This is a genomic window from Streptomyces sp. NBC_00306, from assembly GCF_036169555.1.
GTDB classification, from domain to species: domain Bacteria; phylum Actinomycetota; class Actinomycetes; order Streptomycetales; family Streptomycetaceae; genus Streptomyces; species Streptomyces achmelvichensis.
This window is the reverse complement of sequence record NZ_CP108032.1, coordinates 2617971-2639579: the sequence shown is the minus strand read 5'-3', so window position 1 is coordinate 2639579 and position 21609 is coordinate 2617971. Positions and strand designations below refer to the sequence as shown.

The following is a 21609-nucleotide window of genomic DNA, read 5'->3' as shown; positions in this document are numbered from 1 at the left end:
CGGGCCGCTACGGCGCTTCCAGCCAGCCTTCGTACTCGGCGACGAAGTCGTCGAGCACCATCGGGTCGAGCCGGGCCGCCGGGTCGTCCACCACCACCAGCCACTGGGCGTCCTCGGCGTCGTCCTCGCCGGCCAGCGCGTCCCGTACGAGCTGCGGCTCATCGGTCACCCCGAAACGGCCCGCCAGCTCCTGTGCCACCTCCTCGGCGGCGTCGCGGTCGGGCAGCACCAGTACATGTCGTCCTTCGCTCACCGGGCCATTCTCCGGTACGGGACGGAGTGTCAGTGGCCCATGGGATGCTGGACCGCGATGGCCACCAGGAAGAATTCGACCGACGATCCGCTCGCCCCCGTCACGCTCGCCGTGGGCCAGGAGGACCTGCTCCTCGACCGCGCCGTGCAGCAGGTGGTCGCGGCGGCGCGCGCCGCCGACTCCGACACGGACGTGCGGGACCTCACCGCCGACCAGCTCCAGCCCGGCACCCTCGCCGAGCTGACGAGCCCGTCGCTCTTCGCCGAGCGCAAGGTCGTCATCGTGCGGAATGCGCAGGATCTGTCCGCCGACACGATCAAGGACGTCAAGGCGTACCTGGACGCGCCGGCCGAGGAGATCACCCTGGTCCTGCTGCACCCCGGCGGAGCGAAGGGCAAGGGCCTGCTGGACGCCGCCCGCAAGTCCGGGGCGCGGGAAGTGGCCTGCCCGAAGACCACGAAGCCCGCCGAGCGGCTCACGTTCGTCCGGTCGGAGTTCCGGGCGCTCGGCAGGTCGGCGACACCCGAGGCGTGCCAGTCCCTCGTCGACTCCGTGGGCAGCGACCTGCGGGAGCTGGCGTCCGCGGTGTCCCAGCTCACCGCCGACGTCGAGGGCACCATCGACGAGGCCGTGGTCGGGCGGTACTACACGGGCCGCGCCGAGGCGTCCAGCTTCACGGTCGCCGACCGTGCGGTGGAGGGGCGTGCGGCCGAGGCACTGGAAGCGCTGCGGTGGTCGCTCTCGACGGGTGTGGCTCCCGTGCTGATCACCAGCGCGCTGGCACAGGGCGTGCGGGCGATCGGCAAGTTGTCATCGGCCCGCGGCGGCAGGCCCGCGGACCTTGCCCGTGAGCTGGGCATGCCGCCTTGGAAGATCGACCGGGTCCGGCAGCAGATGCGGGGCTGGACCCCCGACGGGGTGGCGGTGGCCCTGCGTGCCGTCGCCGAGGCGGACGCGGGTGTGAAGGGCGGCGGCGACGACCCGGAGTACGCGCTGGAGAAGGCGGTCGTGACGATCGCCCGAGCAGCCCGCTCCCGCCGCTGAGCCTGTACCGGTCGGTCTCCCGCCCGCTCCCGGCAGGCTTTGGCCTGTCGCGCCGCCCTGGACGCACCTCACGTTGCGTTGGCCACAAGTCCTGATAGCTCCGCTACCAGGACTTCCGGCTGCCTTGCGATCGCACGCGCCGGACGTTTCCCCTTACGCCCTGTGGGCGTGGGGGACCCCCACGCCTTGACGGGCAGACATTGCCGGTCGCGGCACCCCGTACCGGCCGGCGCCCCCGGTCCAGCCCCTGCCCCCGGCCGCGCGCGGCCGGCGCCGCTCGCGGACGACGCGGTGCTGCTGATCGGCAGGCCCACCGGGCAGCCGGCGCGGCTCGAGCCCGCAACTGTTCCGCTGACCGGCCGCGTACCGGCTCGGCCCCATCCGCCCCCCGCGTGCCTGCCGTGCCCGTACCGATCGACCTCGCTGCCATGTTCCGGGCCCGCCCGGCCCCTGGCCTGTACCGCCCTCGCCCCGCGCGGCCGCGCCCCGCCCGCCTCGCGCTACCGCCCCGCCCGCCCGTCGGCGAGGCCCCACCGACCCGCCCCCGGGCAAGCCGAAGGCCCCGGTCGCTCGTCCTGGGGAAGGAAGAGCGGGCCGGGGCCTTCGAAGGTTCTGCTGGAGACTCGCACCCGCGTGGCGAACGCAGGCCGCGTGCGAGTCGGGTTTGCCGGTCGGGAGCGGAGAGAGAGGGCCCGCTCGGGTCCTTCCGGCAGTCAAATCAAGAGCACTCAGCCCTGGAGGGAAGCAACCTTGGAGGCCAGCGCCGACTTCTTGTTGGCGGCGGCGTTCTTGTGGATGACACCCTTCGAGACAGCCTTGTCGAGCTGACGGGAAGCGTCACGAGCGGCCACGGAGGCCTTCTCGAGGTCACCCGCGGCAGCAGCCTCACGGGCCTTGCGGATCGCGGTCTTGAGCGAGGACTTGACGGCCTTGTTGCGCAGGCGCGCCTTCTCGTTCGTCTTGTTCCGCTTGATCTGGGACTTGATGTTCGCCACGAAAGAGCCTTCTCAGGTTCGGTTGATCTTCGATGAGCGTCCCGGGCCGAGAAAGGCACGAGACACAGCTGCCCAGGCTACCAGTCGTCATCCGAGCGGCCCAAACCGAGCGCAGTCCCCTTCCCATGGGACCATGGAGGCTACGTATCGATCCGACATCGCCCGAGACGAGACGCCCCGCGTCTCAAGAATCAGGACCCTGCGTGCCCGCGACTCCCACCAACGTGCCCGAGCCGAGTCGTACCGACCCGGCGCTGATCCGCAATTTCTGCATCATCGCGCACATCGACCACGGCAAGTCGACCCTTGCCGACCGGATGCTCCAGCTGACCGGAGTGGTCGACCAGCGGCAGATGCGTGCTCAGTATCTCGACCGTATGGACATCGAGCGCGAGCGCGGCATCACGATCAAGTCCCAGGCGGTCCGGCTGCCCTGGGCGCCCAGCGAGGGCGACTCCCAGGGCACCACCCACATCCTGAACATGATCGACACCCCGGGCCACGTAGACTTCACGTACGAGGTGTCCCGCTCGCTCGCCGCCTGCGAGGGCACCATCCTGCTCGTGGACGCCGCCCAGGGCATCGAGGCGCAGACCCTCGCCAACCTCTATCTGGCGATGGAGAACGACCTCGCGATCGTTCCGGTGCTCAACAAGATCGACCTGCCCGCCGCGCAGCCGGAGAAGTTCGCCGAGGAGCTGGCGAACCTGGTCGGCTGTGACCCCAACGACGTGCTCCGGGTCTCGGCCAAGACCGGCCTCGGCGTCGAGGCGCTGCTGGACCGGGTGGTCCGTGAGGTGCCCGCCCCGGTCGGTGTGGCCGACGCCCCCGCGCGCGCGATGATCTTCGACTCCGTCTACGACTCGTATCGCGGTGTCGTGACCTATGTGCGAGTCATCGACGGTCAGCTCAACAAGCGCGAGCGCATCCGCATGATGTCCACGGGCGCCACGCACGAGCTGCTGGAGATCGGCACCAACTCGCCGGAGATGCTGCCGGCCGACGGTCTCGGCGTCGGCGAGGTGGGCTATCTGATCACGGGTGTGAAGGACGTCCGCCAGTCCAAGGTCGGTGACACCATCACCACCCTGCACAAGGGCGCCACCGAGGCTCTCGGCGGGTACAAGGACCCGAAGCCGATGGTCTTCTCCGGTCTGTATCCGCTGGACGGCTCGGACTACCCCGAGCTGCGTGAGGCCCTGGACAAGCTCCAGCTCAACGACGCGGCCCTGGTCTACGAGCCGGAGACCTCCGCGGCTCTCGGCTTCGGCTTCCGCGTCGGCTTCCTCGGCCTGCTGCACCTGGACGTGATCCGCGAGCGGCTGGAGCGGGAGTTCGGGCTCGACCTGATCGCCACCGCGCCCAACGTGGTCTACCGCGTGGTCATGGAGGACGGCACCGAGCACACCGTCACCAACCCGAGCGAGTTCCCCGAGGGCAAGATCGCCGAGGTGCACGAGCCGGTCGTGCGCGCCACGATCCTCGCCCCCAGCGAGTTCATCGGTTCGATCATGGAGCTGTGCCAGACCCGCCGCGGCACGCTGCTGGGCATGGACTACCTCTCCGAGGACCGGGTCGAGATCCGCTACACCCTGCCCCTCGCCGAGATCGTCTTCGACTTCTTCGACCAGCTGAAGTCCAAGACGCGCGGCTACGCCTCGCTCGACTACGAGCCCACCGGCGAGCAGTCGTCCAGCCTGGTCAAGGTCGACATCCTGCTGCACGGCGACAAGGTGGACGCCTTCTCGGCCATCACCCACAAGGACGCGGCGTACGCGTACGGCGTGCGGCTCGTCGCCAAGCTCCGGGAGCTCATCCCGCGGCAGGCCTTCGAGGTGCCCATCCAGGCGGCCATCGGCTCCCGGGTCATCGCCCGCGAGACCATCCGCGCCATCCGCAAGGACGTCCTCGCCAAGTGCTACGGCGGTGACATCTCCCGTAAGCGGAAGCTGCTGGAGAAGCAGAAGGAAGGCAAGAAGCGGATGAAGATGGTCGGCAGCGTGGAGGTCCCGCAGGAGGCCTTCATCGCCGTGCTGTCCAGCGACGACGGCGCCAAGAGCAAGAAGTAGGGCCCGCGAGGTCCCGTGCGCAGGGCCCGCGAGGTCCCGCGCACGGAACCCGACGGTCCCGAGGCGCAGGACCCAGGAGCTCGGGGCGGAGGCGCCCGGCCGGATCACGGCCGGGCGCCTCCGTCGTCCCCGGGCTGCGCGGGCCGCAGGGGGAAGGGCCCTCGCGGCGGGAGGGCCCGCGGACCGAATACCGTAATAGCTGCCCATTACACCGATCATCGGATCGGCGCTGCCATCCGCCGTTCGGTTCGTTATCAAGCGGCAGCCCGCTGCCTCTTACGCGCTGGCAGTGTGCCCTTTACTCTGATCACGGCTCGATGGTTACTCGCCAGTTAGAAACCAGCCAGTCGTGCAGTGCTGCCGCAGGCCCGGAGGACGTCGTGAGCGACACACAGACCCTGATCGAGAACCGACCGCCCTCGGTGGCGAACCTGTTCACCGAGCGAGTGGAGGCCACGCCGGACGCCGAGGCCTACCGCTACCCGGTGCCTTCCGCCACCGGTGAGGGGCCCGACGACTGGAAGTCGCTGAGCTGGGGCGAGGCCGCCGGCAGGGTGTACGCCATCGCCGCCGGCCTGATCGCCCTCGGTGTGCAGCCCGAGGACAGGGTCGCGCTCGCGTCCTCGACCCGGGTCGAATGGATCCTGTCCGACCTCGGCGTGATGTGCGCGGGCGGTGCGACCACCACCGTCTATCCGTCCACGAACGCCGAGGAGTCGGCGTACATCCTCTCCGACTCCGACAGCAGGGTGCTCATCGCGGAAGACGCATCCCAGCTCGCCAAGGCGCGTGAGCGCCGGGCCGAGCTGCCCGGCCTCAAGCATGTCGTCGTGTTCGACAGCACGGGCGTCGAGCCGGACGCCGCGGACCCCGAGGGCTGGGTGCTCTCGCTCGCCGACCTCGAGGCGCGCGGCGCGCAGTACCTCGAGACGCACCCGCAGGCGGTCAAGGAGCGGGTCGGGGCGATCACCGCCGACCAGCTGGCGACGCTCATCTACACCTCCGGCACCACGGGACGGCCCAAGGGTGTCCGGCTGCCGCACGACAACTGGTCGTACATGGCGAAGGCCATGGCGGCGACCGGACTGATCGGCCCGGAGGACGTGCAGTACCTCTGGCTGCCGCTCGCGCACGTCTTCGGCAAGGTGCTCACCTCCGGCCAGATCGAGGTCGGCCACGTCACCGCGGTGGACGGCCGGGTCGACAAGATCATCGAGAACCTGCCGGTGGTGCAGCCCACCTACATGGCGGCCGTCCCGCGCATCTTCGAGAAGGTCTACAACGGCGTCGCGGCCAAGGCCCGCGCCGGTGGCGGCGCGAAGTACAAGATCTTCCAGTGGGCCGCGGGCGTCTCACGCGAGTACGCCAAGACCTCGCAGGACAACTTCCGTCGCACCGGCTCCGCGTCCGTGCCCTTCGGTCTGGGCGCCAAGCACAAGGTCGCCGACGCGCTCGTCTACTCCAAGCTGCGGGAAGCCTTCGGCGGAAAGCTGCGCGCCGCCGTCTCCGGTTCGGCTGCCCTCGCCCCCGACATCGGCTACTTCTTCGCGGGCGCCGGCATCCACATCCTCGAGGGCTACGGACTCACCGAGTCGAGCGCCGCGTCCTTCGTCAACCCGGGCGAGGCCTACCGCACCGGCACGGTCGGCAAGCCGATGCCCGGCACCGAGGTGCGGATCGCCGACGACGGCGAGATCCTGCTGCGCGGCCCCGGCATCATGGAGGGCTACCACGGTCTGCCCGAGAAGACCGAGGAAGTCCTGGAGTCCGACGGCTGGTTCCACACCGGTGACATCGGCGAGCTGTCCGCCGACGGCTATCTGCGGATCACGGACCGCAAGAAGGACCTGATCAAGACCTCCGGTGGCAAGTACATCGCGCCGGCCGAGGTGGAGGGCCAGTTCAAGGCCGTCTGTCCGTTCGTCTCGAACATCCTGGTGCACGGCGCGGACCGGAACTTCTGCACCGCTCTGATCGCGCTCGACGAGCCCACGATCCTGGGCTGGGCCGAGGAGAACGGCCTCGGCGGCAAGCCGTACGCCGAGGTGGTGGCCACCCCGGAGGTCCTGCAGCTGATCGACGGCTATGTGCAGCGCCTCAACGAGGGGCTCCAGCGCTGGCAGACGGTCAAGAAGTTCCGGCTGCTCCCGCGCGACCTGGACATCGAGCACGGAGAGCTCACGCCCAGCCTCAAGCTCAAGAGGCCGGTCGTCGAGCGCGAGTACCAGCACCTGATCGACGAGATGTACGACGGGTCGCGCGAGAAGTAGCAACCCCGGCGCGGTAAGCGGCACCCGCGCAGCGGACACGCCGCGGCGAGCACCCACGCCGCGGCACTCCGCGGCGCGAGGAGCGGCACCCGCGTGGCAGACGCCGTCGCGGGCGGGGCCTATCGGCTCCGCCCGCGACGCAGTTCCCTGACGCCCTCCTCGATACGCGTCAGCTGGATCCGCAGTTCCGGGACATCGCTCGGCCCGATCCGGCCGAGCTCCGACTCGATGGCGCTCAGCCGGCCGGCGATCGTTTCCAGCTGCTCCTGCTCCTTGGCCAGCATCCGCTCCAACTGGCGGGTCTTACGGTGCAGTTCGAGGAACACGCTCACCTTCGCCCGCAGCACCCACGGGTCGAACGGCTTCGTCATGAAGTCCGCGGCCCCCGTGGCGTATCCGCGGAAGGCGTAGCTGCTGTCGGCCTCCACCCCGGTCAGGAAAATGATCGGGACGTCTTTCGTCTGGTCCAGCCGCTTGATGTTCGAGGCGGTCTCGAATCCGTCCATGCCCGGCATCCGGACATCGAGCAGGATCACCGCGAACTGCTGCCGCAGCAGCGCCTTCATCGCCTCCTCCCCGGAACGGGCCCTCACCATCGGCTCGTTCAGGGCTCCGAGCACTGCTTCGAGAGCGACAAGGTTGTCGTCCATGTCGTCCACGAGCAGGATGCTCGCGCGATCCGCGGGTGCCTGTGCGCTCATGGTGTCTGCCTCACGTGATGGTCGGCGTAGTGGCCGGCTCTCCTTCGCCGTCCTGCTGCGCCGGTACAGCGGAATGCCCCTCCGGCGGCCCCGCGGACACCGGCGGCCCGGCCGGCGGCTCGCTCTCGGGGTCCAGGAGGGCACAGACGACCGTCAGCAACCGGTCGACGTCCACGGGCTTCGGTACGTACTCGTTGGCACCCTGCGCGATGGACTTCTCGCGGTCCCCGGGCATCGCCTTCGCGGTCAGCGCCACGATCGGCAGATCGGTCCACAGCGGGCTGCGCCGGATCGCCTCGATCGTCTCGTAACCGTCCATCTCGGGCATCATGATGTCCATCAGGACCAGTTCGACGTCGGGATTGCGCTCCAGCGTCTCGATGCCCTCGCGGCCGTTCTCCGCGTACAGCACGGGCATGCCCACGCGGCCCAGCACATGGGTGAGGGCGAAGACATTGCGGATGTCGTCGTCGACGATCAGCACCCGGCGGCCCGCCAGGATCGCGCCCGCGCTGCCCGACTTCCACTCCTCGAGCTTCGTCGTCGTCGGCCAGCCGTCGTCCAGCTCCGGACGCGGCGGATGGTCGGTGTGGTGGCGCTCGGGCGCCGTCAGCGGCAGCATCCGCAGATCCTGGACCGTGTGGCCTTGCCGCAGGTCGTCGTTCTCCGCGGCGACGTGCCCCGGGTAGAGCACGGGCGCGTACAGCGTGAAGGTGGAGCCCGCGCCCGGTTCGCTCTCGGCGATGATGCGACCGCCGAGGAGCCCCGCGATCTCGCGGCTGATGGACAGACCGAGGCCGGTGCCGCCGTACTTGCGGTTGGTGGTGCCGTCGGCCTGCTGGAACGCCTCGAAGATCACCGGGAGTTTCTCCGCCGCGATCCCGATGCCGGTGTCCGTGACGGCGAAGGCGATCAGGTCCTCCGCGTCCTTGACCAGGGTGTGGTCGGGGTCCTTGATGCGGTTGACGCGCAGTTCCACGCGGCCCGAGGAGGTGAACTTGATGGCGTTGGACAGCAGGTTCCGCAGGATCTGCTGGAGCCGCTGTTCGTCGGAGTACATCTCGCGCGGCACGTCCTCGCCGACCGCGACCTCGAAGGCCAGTCCGCGGTCCAGCGTGATCGGCCGGAAGGTGGCGTGCACATAGTCGAGCAGCTTGATCAGCGGGAGCTTCTTCGGCCGGACGTCCATACGGCCGGCCTCGATCTTGGACAGGTCGAGGATGTCGTTGATCAGCTGGAGCAGGTCGGAGCCCGAGCGGTGGATCGTCGTCGCGAACTGCACCTCCTGGTCGGAGAGGCGGCCGTCCGGGTTGTCGGACAGCAGCCGCGCGAGGATGAGCAGGGAGTTCAGCGGGGTGCGCAGTTCGTGCGACATGTTGGCCAGGAACTCCGACTTGTACTGCGACGAGGTCGCCAGCAGGGCGGCCTTCTCCTCCAGCTCCGCGTTGGAGCGCTGCAGTTCGGCCTGCTGCCGCTGGAGTTCGTCGGAGCGCTCCTGGAGCTGGACGGCCAGGCGCTGGGACTCGCCGAGGAGCGACTCCGTACGGGAGTTGGCGATGATGGTGTTGATCGCGACCCCGATGGTGTTCACGAACTGGTCGAAGAAGGCCAGGTGGACGTCGGAGAAGCGGGAGAAGGACGCGAGCTCGATCACTCCGAGCAGCTTGTCCTCGAAGAGGATCGGGATGATGACGACGCTGGCCGGGGACGCCTCGCCCAGCCCTGAGTTGATCTTGATGTAGTCCGGCGGCGCCTCCTCCAGCAGGATGCGCTTCTTCTCCAGGGCCGCCTGCCGCACCAGGCCGTGGCCCGGCATGCCGGTGGTGTCGATGGTGGCGGACTGGGCGGAGCCGTAGCCCGCGATGAAGGCCAGGCCCTTGGTGGTGGAGGTGGTACGGGCCGGGGTGCCGTCGGCGTCCGGGTCGGCCAGGAAGAAGGCGCCGTACTGGGCGTTCACCAGCGGGGTCAGTTCGCGCAGGATCAGGTCGGCGACCTCCATCAGGTCGCGGTGCCCCTGCATCAGACCCGCCAGACGGGCGAGGTTCGACTCCAGCCAGTCCTTGGCCCGGGTGGTCTCCCGGAGGTTGGACACCATCAGGTTGATGTTGTCCTTGAGTTCGGAGACCTCGCCGCGGGTCTCCACGGTGATGGAGCGGGACATGTCGCCCTGGGCCACCGCGGACGCCACCTCGGCGATCGCGCGGACCTGGGTGGTGAGATTGAGCGCCAGCTCGTTCACATTGGTCGTCAGGCGCTTCCAGGTGCCGTACACGCCCTCGACCCGCGCCTGGCCGCCCAACTGGCCCTCGGAGCCCACCTCGCGGGCCACCCGGGTCACCTCGGAGGAGAACGAGGAGAGCGTGTCGACCATGGTGTTGATGGTGGTCTTCAGCTCCAGGATCTCGCCGCGGGCGTCCACGTCGATCTTCTTCGACAGGTCGCCCTGTGCCACGGCTGTCGCCACCTGGGCGATGTTCCGCACCTGCGAGGTGAGGTTGTCGGCCATGTAGTTGACGTTGTCGGTGAGGTCCTTCCACAGCCCGGTGACGCCGAGCACCTGGGCCCGGCCGCCGAGTCTGCCGTCCGTGCCGACCTCGCGGGCCACCCGCGTGACCTCGTCGGCGAACGCCCGCAGCTGGTCCACCATCGTGTTGACGGTGTCCTTGAGTTCGAGGATCTCGCCGCGGGCGTCGACGGTGATCTTCTTGGACAGGTCGCCGTTGGCGACGGCGGTGGTGACCTGGGCGATGTTGCGGACCTGGCTGGTGAGGTTGGACGCCATGAAGTTGACGTTGTCCGTGAGGTCCTTCCAGACCCCGGACACGCCGCGGACCTGCGCCTGACCGCCCAGGTTGCCCTCGGTGCCGACCTCGCGGGCGACGCGGGTGACCTCGTCGGCGAAGGCGGAGAGCTGGTCGACCATGGTGTTGATGGTCGACTTGAGTTCGAGGATCTCGCCCTTCGCCTCGACGGTGATCTTCTTGCCCAGATCGCCCTGGGCGACGGCCGTGGAGACCAGGGCGATGTTCCGCACCTGGCTGGTCAGGTTGTCGGCCATGAAGTTGACGTTCTCGGTGAGGTCCTTCCAGACCCCGGAAACCCCGCGGACCTGGGCGCGGCCGCCGAGGTTGCCCTCGGTGCCGACCTCGCGGGCGACGCGGGTGACCTCGTCGGCGAAGGCGGAGAGCTGGTCGACCATGGTGTTGATGGTCGACTTGAGTTCGAGGATCTCGCCCTGGGCGTCGACGGTGATCTTCTGGGAGAGATCGCCGTTGGCGACGGCGGTGGTGACCTGGGCGATGTTGCGGACCTGGCTGGTGAGGTTGGACGCCATGAAGTTGACGTTGTCCGTGAGGTCCTTCCAGACCCCGGACACGCCGCGGACCTGGGCACGCCCGCCCAACTGGCCCTCGGTGCCGACCTCGCGCGCCACGCGGGTCACCTCGTCCGCGAACGCGGACAGCTGGTCGACCATCGTGTTCACGGTGAGCTTCAGTTCCAGCAGCTCGCCGGTCGCCTCGACGGTCACCGTACGGGTCAGGTCGCCGCGCGCCACCGCCGTGGTCACCGCGGCGATGTCGCGCACCTGTGCGGTGAGCCGGGAGGCCATCGCGTTGACGGCCTCCGTGACGTCCCGCCAACTCCCCGACAGACCCTGAACCTTGGCGCGGCCGCCGAGTCTGCCCTCGGTGCCGACCTCGCGCGCGACCCGCGTGACCTCGCCGGTGAACAGCGACAGCTGGTCGACCATCTTGTTGACCGCGCGGCCCAGCCGGCGCAGATCGCCCCGCAACTGGCGGTTCCCGTCGTGCAGATCGACCCGCTGGGTGAGATCGCCGCCGGCCACCGCGTCCAGGACGCGCGTGGCGTTCGCGGCCGGTACGACCAGGGCGTCCAGCAGGGAGTTCGTCCAGGTCACACCCGAGGTCCAGGCTCCCTGGCCGGGGCTCGCCGCCAGCCGGTCGTCGAGCCGCCCGTGGCGGACGACCTCCCTGCGTACCCGTGTCAGCTCGTCGGCGAAGTGCTGATTGCGCACGGCGATCTGGTTGAACACCGCGGCCAGTTCCGCCGACATGCCTTCGTGCGTCTCGGCCACCCGGACGCGGAAGTCGCCGTCGCGCAGCGACGTCATCGCGGCCAGCAGCGGGCGCAGTTCCGACGCCCGGATCCAGCCGCCGTCGTCCGGCGTCCGGGCATGCGGCGGGGTGGCCGGGGATGCGGGCGGCGGCACGAGGTCTCTGTTCATATCCGCCCACTTCGGTGACTCGGCGCTTATGGGCAGGCTCAGTCTGTCACTCTGTCGGTGTCAGAAGCGGCGCATTGTGAGAACCGACCGGGAGCCGGACTGTGGGGTCCATTCCGATGCAGCGCGAAACCGTCCACCGCTCAACTCCGTTCTACCCGTTCAGGGATGACGGGCGGTCGGTCACGCGCACCAGCCTGCCGGGGAACCCTCATGCCCCCTCGGCCGCCCGCAGATTCGTCCGGGCGGCCCTCGCCGACTGGACCACCCTCGGTCTCCTGGCCACCTGCGCCTACTGCCGGGGTGCGGCGGGCGGCTGCCCGCCCGGCGGGCACAGCACCGACCGGCTCGCGGACGACGCCGTCGTGATCGTCAGTGAACTCGTCACCAACGCCGTCGTGCACGCGGGCACCGCCGTCGAACTCCTGTGCCGCCTCGACCCGTCGGCCGACGGAGAGGCCGCCGCCCTGGTGATCGAGGTCTCCGACCACCACCCCGCCAGGGCCGTGAGCAGCGAGCCCCACGCCGTCACGGACCGCTCGGGCACCCCCGAGTACGGACGCGGTCTGCACCTCGTCGCCGCCCTCGCCGAGCGGTGGGGCATCACCTACCTCTCCGCCCTGAAGACCGTCTGGGCGCGGCTGCCCGTCGACGGCTGGGACACCTTTGCGCTGACCGGTGCCGAACCGGCCATCGACCGCGGTCTGCGGGCCGCCGAGATCCTGGCGCCCTCGCCGCGCGCGTCCGTCGCCCGCGACGACCGCGCGGACCAGAGCCTGGCCGGACGTGGCGCGCTCTCGTTCCTCGCCGAGGCCTCCGACCTGCTGGCCGGACAGCTCGACGAGGACATGGTGGCCGCGCTCGCCGCGCAGCTGCTGGTGCCGCGGCTCGCCGACTGGTGCGCGATCTGGCTGGACGGCGAACCCGGCCGGCCCGCCGTCGGCGGCGAGGGGCCCTCGGCCCCCGTGCAGCGGCTCGCCCGCGTCTGGCACGCCGACGAGTCACGGATCGAGCAGCTGCGCACGGCGCTCGTCGAGGAGCCGCCCATGCTGCCCGAGGGCACGATCGGCGGACCGGTGCCGATCCCGTGGCCGAGCGGGCGCGAGCCGGGCGCGGCCGGGGGCGCCGCACTCGCCTACCGTCTCGTCGCGGGCGGACGCGGCCTCGGCACCCTGCTGCTCGCCCGGCAGGGCCTCGCGCGCGTCCCCGACGACGTGACGGCCCTCACCGAGGACTTCGCCCGCCGCGTGGCACTCGCGATCGGCGCCGCCCGCCAGTACACCCGGCAGGCCACCATCAGCAAGGTCCTCCAGCGCGGCCTCCAGCCCCGCAAGGTGGGCCAGATCCCGGGCGTGGACCGCTTCCTCGTCTATGAGCCCGGCGACGACGGAGTCGCCGGTGGTGACTTCTACGACATTTTCCCGGCCGGCAGCGGCGACCGCTGGTCCTTCATGCTCGGCGACGTCCAGGGCAGCGGCCCCGAGGCGGCCGTCGTCACCGGACTGGCCCGCCCCTGGCTGCGGCTGCTCGCCCGTGAGGGCTACCAGGTCGGCGAGGTGCTCGACCGGCTGAACGGGCTCCTCCTCGACGACGCCATGGAAGCGGCGGAGGCGACCGCGCTGCTCGTCGCCGCGGCCGGCGGCCAGACGGTGCCGGAAGGGCCGCAGGCCCGCTTCCTGTCCCTGCTGTACGGCGAGGTCGTGCCGCTGCCCTCCGGCAGGGGCGTGCGGTGCACGCTGGCGAGCGCGGGGCATCCGCTGCCGCTGGTGCTGCGGCCCGACGGGAGGGTGCACACCGTCGCCGAGCCGCAGGTCCTGCTCGGGGTCGTGGAGGACGTCGCGTACCAGAGCCAGACCTTCGACCTGGAGCCCGGTGACACGCTGCTCTGCGTCACGGACGGGGTGACCGAGCGGCGCTCGGGGGCGCGGATGTTCGACGACGGTGACGGGCTGGCCACCGCTCTCGCCGGATGCGTGGGACTGACGGCGCAAGGGGTCGGCGAGCGGATCAGGCAGGCCGTGCACGACTTCTCGGACACCCCGCTGGGCGACGATCTGGCGCTGCTCGTGCTCCAGGTGCAGTGACGTACGCCTCCGGTGCGGTGACCTGCCGGGGACGGCACGGCCTCTGCCCCCGGAGCCCCGCCCGGCGCGCGGTCCGGGCTTTCGCACCGGTGACGGACAATGGGGGGCATGCCTTCCGTACTGCCCGATGGTGAGCCCATGCCCGAGGACGGGGCGCTCCCGGCGTCCGCCCTCGACGGCGCCGGTGACCGGCCGCTCGCCTTCTATCTGCATGTGCCGTACTGCGCGACGCGCTGCGGTTACTGCGACTTCAACACCTACACCGCCACCGAGCTGCGCGGTTCGGGCGGTGTACTGGCCTCCCGCGACAACTACGCCGCCACCCTCGCCGACGAGGTGCGCCTCGCCCGCAAGGTGCTCGGCGACGACCCGCGGCCGGTCAGCACGGTGTTCGTCGGGGGCGGTACGCCGACGCTGCTGGACGCCGCCGACCTGGTGTCCATGCTGGGCGCCGTCCGGGAGGAGTTCGGGCTCGCGGACGACGCGGAGATCACCACCGAGGCGAACCCCGAGTCCGTCGGTCCGGAGTATCTGGAGAAGCTGCGGGCCGGAGGATTCAACCGGATCTCGTTCGGCATGCAGAGCGCCAAGCAGCACGTCCTGAAGGTGCTGGACCGCACGCACACACCCGGACGCCCCGAGGCCTGCGTCGCGGAGGCCCGCGCCGCCGGCTTCGACCATGTGAACCTCGACCTGATCTACGGCACCCCCGGCGAGAGCGACGACGACTGGCGCGCGTCGCTCGCGGCCGCGGTGGGCGCGGGACCCGACCATGTCTCGGCGTACGCGCTGATCGTGGAGGAGGGCACCCAGCTGGCCCGGCGCATCCGGCGGGGCGAGGTGCCCATGACCGACGACGACGTGCACGCGGACCGCTATCTCATCGCGGACTCCGTGCTGTCCGAGGCGGGCTTCTCCTGGTACGAGGTCTCCAACTGGGCCACCTCCGACGCAGGCCGCTGTCTGCACAACGAGCTGTACTGGCGCGGCGCCGACTGGTGGGGCGCGGGCCCCGGAGCGCACAGCCATGTGGGCGGGGTGCGCTGGTGGAACGTGAAGCACCCGGGCGCGTACGCGGCGGCGCTGGCCGAGGGGCGCTCGCCCGGAGCGGGCCGCGAACTCCTGTCGGCGGAGGACCGGCGCGTCGAGCGGATCCTGCTGGAGCTGCGGCTGAGGGACGGCGTGCCGCTGTCGCTGCTGAAGCCGGCGGGGCTGGCGGCGGCGGGCAGGGCCCTGGCGGACGGGCTGCTGGAGCCCGCGGCCTACGAGGCGGGCTCGGCCGTGCTGACGCTGCGGGGAAGGCTGCTCGCGGACGGAGTCGTCCGGGACCTGGTGGACTGACCCGCCGCCGCCCCGCTGCCCCCTCGGAGGGCCACGCCGCTCACTCCGGCGGCAGCGTCACGAAGTCGATCAGCTCCTCGACCCGGCCCAGCAGCTCCGGCTGGAGGTCACGGTAGGACCGCACCCGGGACAGGATGTGCTGCCAGGCGGCGCCGGTGTTCGGCGGCCAGCCCAGCGCGCGGCACACACCCGTCTTCCAGTCCTGGCCCCGCGGGACGACGGGCCATGCCGGGATCCCCACCGACGACGGCTTCACCGCCTCCCAGATGTCGATGTACGGATGGCCCACCACGAGCACGTGCGGGTCCGTGACCGACGCGGCGATACGGGACTCCTTGGACCCCGGGACCAGATGGTCGACCAGGACACCGAGGCAGGCGTCGGGCCCGGGCGCGAAGTCGGCGACGATCGCGGGCAGGTCGTCGACACCCTCCAGGTACTCGACCACCACCCCCTCGATGCGCAGGTCGTCGCCCCAGACCCGTTCCACGAGCTCGGCGTCGTGGCGGCCCTCGACGTAGATGCGGCCCGCCCGCGCCACCCTGGCCCGGGCGCCGGGCACGGCGACGGAACCCGAGGCCGTACGCGCCGGTGCGGCCGGTGCGCCCGCGCCGGGCCGGACCAGCGTCACCACCCGGCCCTCCAGCAGAAAGCCCCGTGCGGTCAGCGGGAAGACCCGGTGCTTGCCGAAGCGGTCCTCCAGGGTCACCGTCCCGGCCTCGCAGCCGGTCACCGCGCCGCAGAAGCCGGTGGTGACCTCCTCCACGACCAGATCCCGGTCGGCGGGGACCTCCGGCACGGCGGAGGGCTTCTTCCAAGGGGGCGTCAGATCGGGGCTGTAGCTGCGCATTCGGCGACGCTACGGCACCCCGAAGCGCTCCGCCAGCACGTCACGCTGTGCGCGGACGAACGCCGCGTCCACCACCGCGCCGTGCCCGGGGACGTACAGCGCGTCCTCTCCGCCGAGCGCGAGCAGCCGGTCCAGGGCCGCCGGCCAGCGCGAGGGCATCGCGTCCGGACCCGCCTGCGGCTCCCCGGACTCCTCCACCAGATCGCCGCAGAACACGACCTCCCGGTCGCCCGGCACGAGGAGCGCCAGATCGTGGCCCGTGTGCCCGGGGCCCACATTGGCCAGCAGCACCTGGCGTCCGCCGAGGTCCAGTGTCCGTTCACCGGTGACCACGTGCTGCGGCGCGACCAGCAGATCGGTCGCCTCGGCGGCATCGTCCGGCGCCACGCCGTGCCGTACGGCGTCGGCCCGGAGTTCGTCGCGGTCCCGGCGCAGGACGACATCGACGGCGACCGCGCCGAAGACCTCCACCGCGGAGAAGGCGGCCGTCCCCAGAACATGGTCGAAGTGGGGATGACTCAGTGCGACATGCGTCACTCGGCGGCCGCCCAGCAGCGCCTCCGCCTGGGTGCGCAGCTCCACGCCCTCACGCAGCGTGGACCCCGTGTCGAACAGCAGGACGGCCTCGTCACCGGCGACCAGCCCCACGGTCGCGTCCCAGACGGGCATCCTGCGCCGCCCGACCCCGTCGGCCAGTTGCTCCCAGCCGAAGTCTTCCCAACGGACGTCCATAACGCGACGCTACTGGCAACGACCAGCAAAGGCGCGCGGTAGCCTGGTCGGCCGCCTTGCTAGAGCCGTACCCCACGGCCGTACACTGGCACGGGGATTGCTGGCACTCGGACCCGGGGAGTGCCAAGCAGCCACCGAGGAACCAGAGCTGGAGGTGTGCGCGGTGCTCAGTGAACGCAGACTCGAGGTGCTGCGCGCGATCGTCCAGGACTATGTCGGCACCGAGGAACCTGTGGGTTCCAAGGCGCTCACGGAGCGTCACAATCTCGGCGTCTCGCCGGCCACGGTCCGGAACGACATGGCGGTGCTGGAGGACGAGGGCTTCATCGCCCAGCCGCACACCAGCGCCGGCCGTATCCCGACGGACAAGGGGTACCGGCTCTTCGTCGACAAGCTGGCCGGGGTCAAGCCCCTGTCGTCGCCGGAGCGCCGCGCCATCCAGAACTTCCTGGACGGGGCCGTCGACCTCGACGACGTCGTGGGCCGTACGGTGCGGCTGCTCGCGCAGCTGACCCGGCAGGTCGCCGTCGTGCAGTACCCGTCGCTGACCCGGTCCACCGTCCGGCACGTCGAGCTCCTCTCCCTGGCGCCCGCCCGGCTGATGCTCGTGCTGATCACGGACACCGGCCGGGTCGAGCAGCGGATGATCGACTGCCCCGCGCCCTTCGGCGACACCTCGCTCGCGGACCTGCGGGCCCGGCTCAACAGCCGGGTCGTCGGGCGCCGTTTCGCGGATGTGCCGCAGCTGGTGCAGGACCTGGCGGAATCCTTCGAGCCGGAGGACCGCGGCACCGTCACGACGGTGCTGTCCACCCTGCTCGAGACCCTGGTCGAGGAGACCGAGGAGCGGCTGATGATCGGCGGCACCGCCAATCTGACCCGCTTCGGACACGACTTCCCGCTCACGATCCGGCCGGTGCTGGAGGCGCTGGAGGAGCACGTCGTGCTGCTCAAGCTGCTCGGCGAGGCCAAGGAGTCGGGCGGGATGGGCATGACCGTACGGATCGGTCACGAGAACGCCCATGAGGGCCTCAACTCCACGTCCGTCGTCTCGGTCGGCTACGGTTCGGGCGACGAGGCAGTTGCCAAACTCGGCGTGGTCGGACCGACCCGCATGGACTACCCCGGAACGATGGGAGCGGTACGCGCAGTGGCACGTTACGTCGGACAGATCCTGGCGGAGTCGTAAGTGGCCACGGACTACTACGCCGTACTCGGCGTGCGCCGAGACGCATCCCAGGACGAGATCAAGAAGGCCTTCCGCCGGCTTGCGCGTGAACTCCACCCGGATGTGAATCCGGACCCGAAGACGCAGGAGCGCTTCAAGGAGATCAACGCGGCCTACGAGGTCCTCTCGGATCCGCAGAAGAAGCAGGTCTACGACCTCGGCGGCGACCCGCTGTCCCAGGCGGGCGGCGGTGGCGCGGGAGGCTTCGGCGCCGGTGGCTTCGGGAACTTCTCGGACATCATGGACGCCTTCTTCGGGACGGCGTCGCAGCGGGGGCCGAGGTCGCGTACGCGGCGCGGCCAGGACGCGATGATCCGGCTGGAGATCGACCTCAACGAGGCGGCCTTCGGCACGACGAAGGACATCCAGGTCGACACGGCCGTCGTCTGTACGACGTGTTCGGGCGAGGGCGCGGCGCCGGGCACCTCGGCGCAGACATGTGACATGTGCCGCGGTCGCGGTGAGGTCTCGCAGGTCACGCGTTCGTTCCTGGGCCAGGTCATGACGTCCCGGCCGTGCCCCCAGTGCCAGGGCTTCGGGACCGTCGTCCCGACCCCGTGCCCGGAGTGCGCCGGAGACGGCCGGGTCCGCTCGCGCCGCACGCTGACCGTGAAGATCCCCGCCGGTGTCGACAACGGCACCCGCATCCAGCTCGCGGGCGAGGGCGAGGTCGGCCCCGGCGGCGGCCCCGCCGGCGACCTGTACGTGGAGATCCACGAGCTGGCCCACGGCGTCTTCCAGCGGCGTGGCGACGACCTGCACTGCACGGTCACCATTCCGATGACGGCGGCGGCCCTCGGCACCAAGGTGCCGCTGGAGACGCTCGACGGCATGGAGGAGGTCGACATCCGCCCGGGCACGCAGTCCGGACAGTCGATCCCGCTGCACGGCCGCGGCATCACACACCTGCGCGGTGGCGGTCGGGGCGACCTGATCGTGCACGTCGAGGTGATGACGCCCTCGAAGCTGGACCCGGAGCAGGAGCGGGTGCTGCGGGAGCTGGCGAAGCTGCGCGGCGAGGAGCGGCCGACCGGCCAGTTCCAGCCAGGGCAGCAAGGGCTGTTCTCGCGCCTGAAGGACGCGTTCAACGGACGGTAGAACCGGCCGCGGCCCCGGTATCCGGGGCCGCGTCGGGTCCGATTCGGCCGGGCGGGGCCGACGTGGCACCATGCGTGCATGTCCTCCGCACTGACCGATCTCTGCCGGTATCCGATCGTGCAGGCCCCCATGGCGGGCGGCGCGTCGTCCCCGCAGTTGGCCGCAGCCGTGTCCGAGGCCGGTGGCCTCGGATTCCTGGCCGCCGGATACAAGACCGCGGACGGCATGTACCAGCAGATCAAACAGATCCGCGGACTCACGAGCCGGCCCTTCGGCGTGAATCTGTTCATGCCGCAGCCGGGTGCGACCGACCCCGCCGCCGTGGAGGTCTACCGGCACCAGCTCGCCGGTGAGGCGGCCTGGTACGAGACACCGCTCGGCGATCCCGACTCCGGCATGGACGACGGGTACGAGGCCAAGCTCGCGATCCTCCTCGACGACCCCGTCCCGGTCGTCTCCTTCACCTTCGGCTGCCCCAAGCGGGACGTGCTCCAGTCCTTCGCCAAGGCCGGCACCTTCACCGTCGTCACCGTCACCTCGCCCGAGGAGGCGCAGGCCGCGCAGCGGGCCGGCGCGGACGCCGTGTGCGTCCAGGGCGTCGAGGCCGGCGGCCACCAGGGCACGCACCGCGACGACCCGGCGGCCGACGGCAGCGGGGTGGGACTGCTCACCCTCGTCGCCCTGATCCGCGAGGCCGTTCCGCTGCCGGTCATCGCGGCCGGCGGACTGATGCGCGGCGGCCAGATCGCCGGCGTGCTCGCGGCCGGTGCCGCGGCGGCGCAGCTCGGCACCGCGTTCCTGGTCTGCCCCGAGTCCGGCGCGAACACCCTGCACAAGCAGGCCATGACCAACCCCCTCTTCGTCCGTACCGAACTGACCCGGGCCTTCTCGGGCCGGCCGGCGCGCGGGCTCGTCAACCGCTTCATGCGTGAGCACGGGCCGTACGCCCCCGCCGCGTATCCGCAGGTGCACCATCTGACGAGCGGGCTGCGCAAGGCGGCGGCCAAGGCCGGCGACGCCCAGGGCATGGCCCTGTGGGCCGGTCAGGGGCACCGGCTGGCCCGTGAGCTGCCGGCCGCACAGCTGGTGGAGGTGCTGGCCGCCGAGCTGGACTCCGCGCGCGCCGCGCTGGCGCTGGACGCCTCCTGATGACCGCACCCGTCTTCCTGGTGGACTCCCTGGAGGGGGTCGCGGCCGGTTCCGCCGTCGTGCTGGACGGTCCCGAGGGACGGCATGCCGTGTCCGTACGCCGGCTCCAGCAGGGTGAGGAGATCGTGCTCACCGACGGGCTCGGACGCGGGGCGGCCGGCGTCGTGCTGCGGACCGAGGGCAAGGACCGGCTGGAGGTGGAGGTGCGGGACCTCCCGGTCGAGAGTGAGCCGGCGCCGCGTATCACCGTCGTCCAGGCGCTGCCCAAGGGCGACCGCGGTGAACTCGCCGTCGAGACCATGACGGAGACCGGCGTCGACGCGGTCGTGCCCTGGCAGGCCGCCCGCTGCATCACGCAGTGGAAGGGCGAGCGGGGCGCGAAGTCGCAGGCGAAGTGGCGGGCCACCGCGCGCGAGGCGGGCAAGCAGTCGCGCCGGCTCCGCTTCCCGGAGGTCGCGGACGCAGCAACGACCAAGCAGGTTGCGGCACTTCTGGCCACAGCGGACTTCGCGGCCGTGCTGCACGAGGAGGGGGCGGAACCGCTGGCCACCGCCGAGCTGCCGGCCGAGGGATCGATCGTGCTGGTCGTGGGCCCCGAGGGCGGAGTGTCCCCGGAGGAACTCGCGGCGTTCGCGGAGGCGGGAGCCAAGCCGTACCGGCTGGGACGCAGTGTGCTGCGCACCTCGACGGCGGGCACGGCGGCGACGGCGCTGCTGCTGGGCCGCACGGGGCGCTGGGGCTGACCGCCCTGGTGCGCGGGCCGTTGGGGCGGGAGGGGCCCGACGGCGTCCCCGATGACGGTGATTGACCGCAACGGCCCTGTTGCTTCCCGCCCGCCGGTGCCAGTCTCGCTTCATGCGGGGAATGACACTGCGGGGAATGACACTGCGGGGAAGAGCACTGCGGAAAACGGGACCGCACGGAACGACACGGCGAAGAACGGCAGTTCGCCCGGCGGGAGACGCGGAGCCCGGCCGCACCGGCCGCACCGGCCGGACGCGCCCGAGACGCACGCTCGCCGCGATCGCCGTCGCGGGCACGGCGGTCGGGGTCCTGGCGGCCTGCGAGCCGGCGACCGGGGGACTGAGTTCCGTCGCCGTGTCCGTCACCACGGACCGCACGGGCACCAGCACCCTGGAGCGCATCGGCTTCGACGTGCGCTGGCTCAGCTGCACCGCCACCCTCGACGACGCGGGCAACTCCTCGCCGTCGCCCAGCAGGACGGGGACAGCCACCGTCGACTGCCAGGGCGAGACCGAGGCGGGGCAGAAGATCACGCTCAAGGGCAAGGTGACCGAGGAGCGTTCGGGCCGGTGCGTCCGCGGCGACCTCCTGGCCAGGGTGGACGGCAAGGTCGTCTTCGAGGCGACCGTCCTCGGCAACTGCTCGGCCACGCCCAGCAGTTCGCCCCGCCCCACCCCTCCCGGCTCCGATCCGCGGCCCGCCGTCACCGTCACGGTGACCGTCACCGAGACGGTCGACCCGCCGGGGAAGTGACCCGGCCCGATCCACACGACAGGCCCTGGCAAAGCCGTGACCCGGCACCCCTGGC

At 71.0% G+C, this 21609-nt stretch carries 16 protein-coding genes; 10 read left to right on the top strand and 6 right to left on the bottom strand.

Translation table 11 applies throughout. From position 1 onward, the window contains the following. Window positions 1-7: 7 nt before the first annotated feature. Entirely contained in the window at window positions 8-253 is a 246-nt protein-coding gene (locus OHA05_RS11710; RefSeq protein ID WP_313946372.1) for a hypothetical protein, read from the bottom strand. Window positions 254-310: 57 nt separating this feature from the next. Here OHA05_RS11710 and holA point away from each other — a divergent pair, with 57 nt between their 5' ends. Beyond that, a complete protein-coding gene (holA, locus tag OHA05_RS11705) occupies window positions 311-1297 on the top strand; it encodes a DNA polymerase III subunit delta (protein WP_313946373.1) in 987 nt (328 codons plus the stop codon). 728 nt (window positions 1298-2025) lie between these two features. Here the strand turns inward: holA and rpsT are convergent. Then, complete coding sequence (gene rpsT / locus OHA05_RS11700; RefSeq protein WP_313946374.1) at window positions 2026-2292, bottom strand: 30S ribosomal protein S20; 267 nt, start codon at window positions 2290-2292, stop codon at window positions 2026-2028. Window positions 2293-2495: 203 nt separating this feature from the next. Here rpsT and lepA point away from each other — a divergent pair, with 203 nt between their 5' ends. After that, window positions 2496-4361 (top strand): translation elongation factor 4, encoded by a 1866-nt coding sequence (gene lepA / locus OHA05_RS11695; RefSeq protein ID WP_328860527.1) that lies wholly within the window; start codon window positions 2496-2498, stop codon window positions 4359-4361. A gap of 380 nt (window positions 4362-4741) precedes the next feature. Continuing rightward, complete coding sequence (locus OHA05_RS11690; RefSeq protein WP_313946376.1) at window positions 4742-6631, top strand: AMP-dependent synthetase/ligase; 1890 nt, start codon at window positions 4742-4744, stop codon at window positions 6629-6631. A 119-nt stretch (window positions 6632-6750) separates the two neighbouring features. Here the strand turns inward: OHA05_RS11690 and OHA05_RS11685 are convergent, their stop codons facing one another. Together OHA05_RS11685 and OHA05_RS11680 are read right to left on the bottom strand one after the other, a co-directional pair. After that, complete coding sequence (locus tag OHA05_RS11685; protein WP_328860526.1) at window positions 6751-7332, bottom strand: response regulator; 582 nt, start codon at window positions 7330-7332, stop codon at window positions 6751-6753. Window positions 7333-7342: 10 nt separating this feature from the next. Continuing rightward, window positions 7343-11464 (bottom strand): HAMP domain-containing protein, encoded by a 4122-nt coding sequence (locus OHA05_RS11680; protein ID WP_328863367.1) that lies wholly within the window; start codon window positions 11462-11464, stop codon window positions 7343-7345. 230 nt (window positions 11465-11694) lie between these two features. Here OHA05_RS11680 and OHA05_RS11675 point away from each other — a divergent pair, with 230 nt between their 5' ends. Both OHA05_RS11675 and hemW read left to right on the top strand, forming a co-directional pair. Then, complete coding sequence (locus OHA05_RS11675; protein WP_328860525.1) at window positions 11695-13659, top strand: ATP-binding SpoIIE family protein phosphatase; 1965 nt, start codon at window positions 11695-11697, stop codon at window positions 13657-13659. A 99-nt stretch (window positions 13660-13758) separates the two neighbouring features. Next, window positions 13759-15000 (top strand): radical SAM family heme chaperone HemW, encoded by a 1242-nt coding sequence (gene hemW / locus OHA05_RS11670; RefSeq protein ID WP_328860524.1) that lies wholly within the window; start codon window positions 13759-13761, stop codon window positions 14998-15000. Between the two features lie 40 nt (window positions 15001-15040). Here the strand turns inward: hemW and OHA05_RS11665 are convergent, their stop codons facing one another. Both OHA05_RS11665 and OHA05_RS11660 read right to left on the bottom strand, forming a co-directional pair. Beyond that, window positions 15041-15850, bottom strand: coding sequence for a DUF3097 domain-containing protein (locus tag OHA05_RS11665; protein WP_328860523.1), 810 nt, complete (start codon window positions 15848-15850; stop codon window positions 15041-15043). Between the two features lie 9 nt (window positions 15851-15859). Further along, complete coding sequence (locus OHA05_RS11660) at window positions 15860-16582, bottom strand: MBL fold metallo-hydrolase (protein WP_313946381.1); 723 nt, start codon at window positions 16580-16582, stop codon at window positions 15860-15862. A gap of 163 nt (window positions 16583-16745) precedes the next feature. On the opposite strand from OHA05_RS11660, the gene hrcA reads away from it, so the two are divergent. The 5 genes from hrcA to OHA05_RS11635 all read left to right on the top strand — a co-directional run bounded on the left by hrcA (window position 16746) and on the right by OHA05_RS11635 (window position 21554). Beyond that, window positions 16746-17771 (top strand): heat-inducible transcriptional repressor HrcA, encoded by a 1026-nt coding sequence (gene hrcA / locus OHA05_RS11655; RefSeq protein WP_313949018.1) that lies wholly within the window; start codon window positions 16746-16748, stop codon window positions 17769-17771. After that, on the top strand, window positions 17772-18908 hold the full coding sequence (gene dnaJ, locus OHA05_RS11650) for a molecular chaperone DnaJ (protein ID WP_313946382.1): 1137 nt from the start codon (window positions 17772-17774) through the stop codon (window positions 18906-18908). A 78-nt stretch (window positions 18909-18986) separates the two neighbouring features. Beyond that, complete coding sequence (locus OHA05_RS11645; RefSeq protein WP_328860522.1) at window positions 18987-20057, top strand: nitronate monooxygenase; 1071 nt, start codon at window positions 18987-18989, stop codon at window positions 20055-20057. Beyond that, the gene (locus OHA05_RS11640) at window positions 20057-20800 is read left to right on the top strand and encodes a 16S rRNA (uracil(1498)-N(3))-methyltransferase (protein WP_313946384.1); all 744 of its coding nucleotides are present in this window, start codon (window positions 20057-20059) and stop codon (window positions 20798-20800) included. The genes OHA05_RS11645 and OHA05_RS11640 overlap by 1 nt, the downstream gene beginning before the upstream one ends. 136 nt (window positions 20801-20936) lie before the next feature. Beyond that, window positions 20937-21554: a hypothetical protein gene (locus OHA05_RS11635; RefSeq protein WP_313946385.1), complete on the top strand. Its 618-nt coding sequence runs from the start codon at window positions 20937-20939 to the stop codon at window positions 21552-21554. Window positions 21555-21609 lie beyond the last annotated feature (55 nt).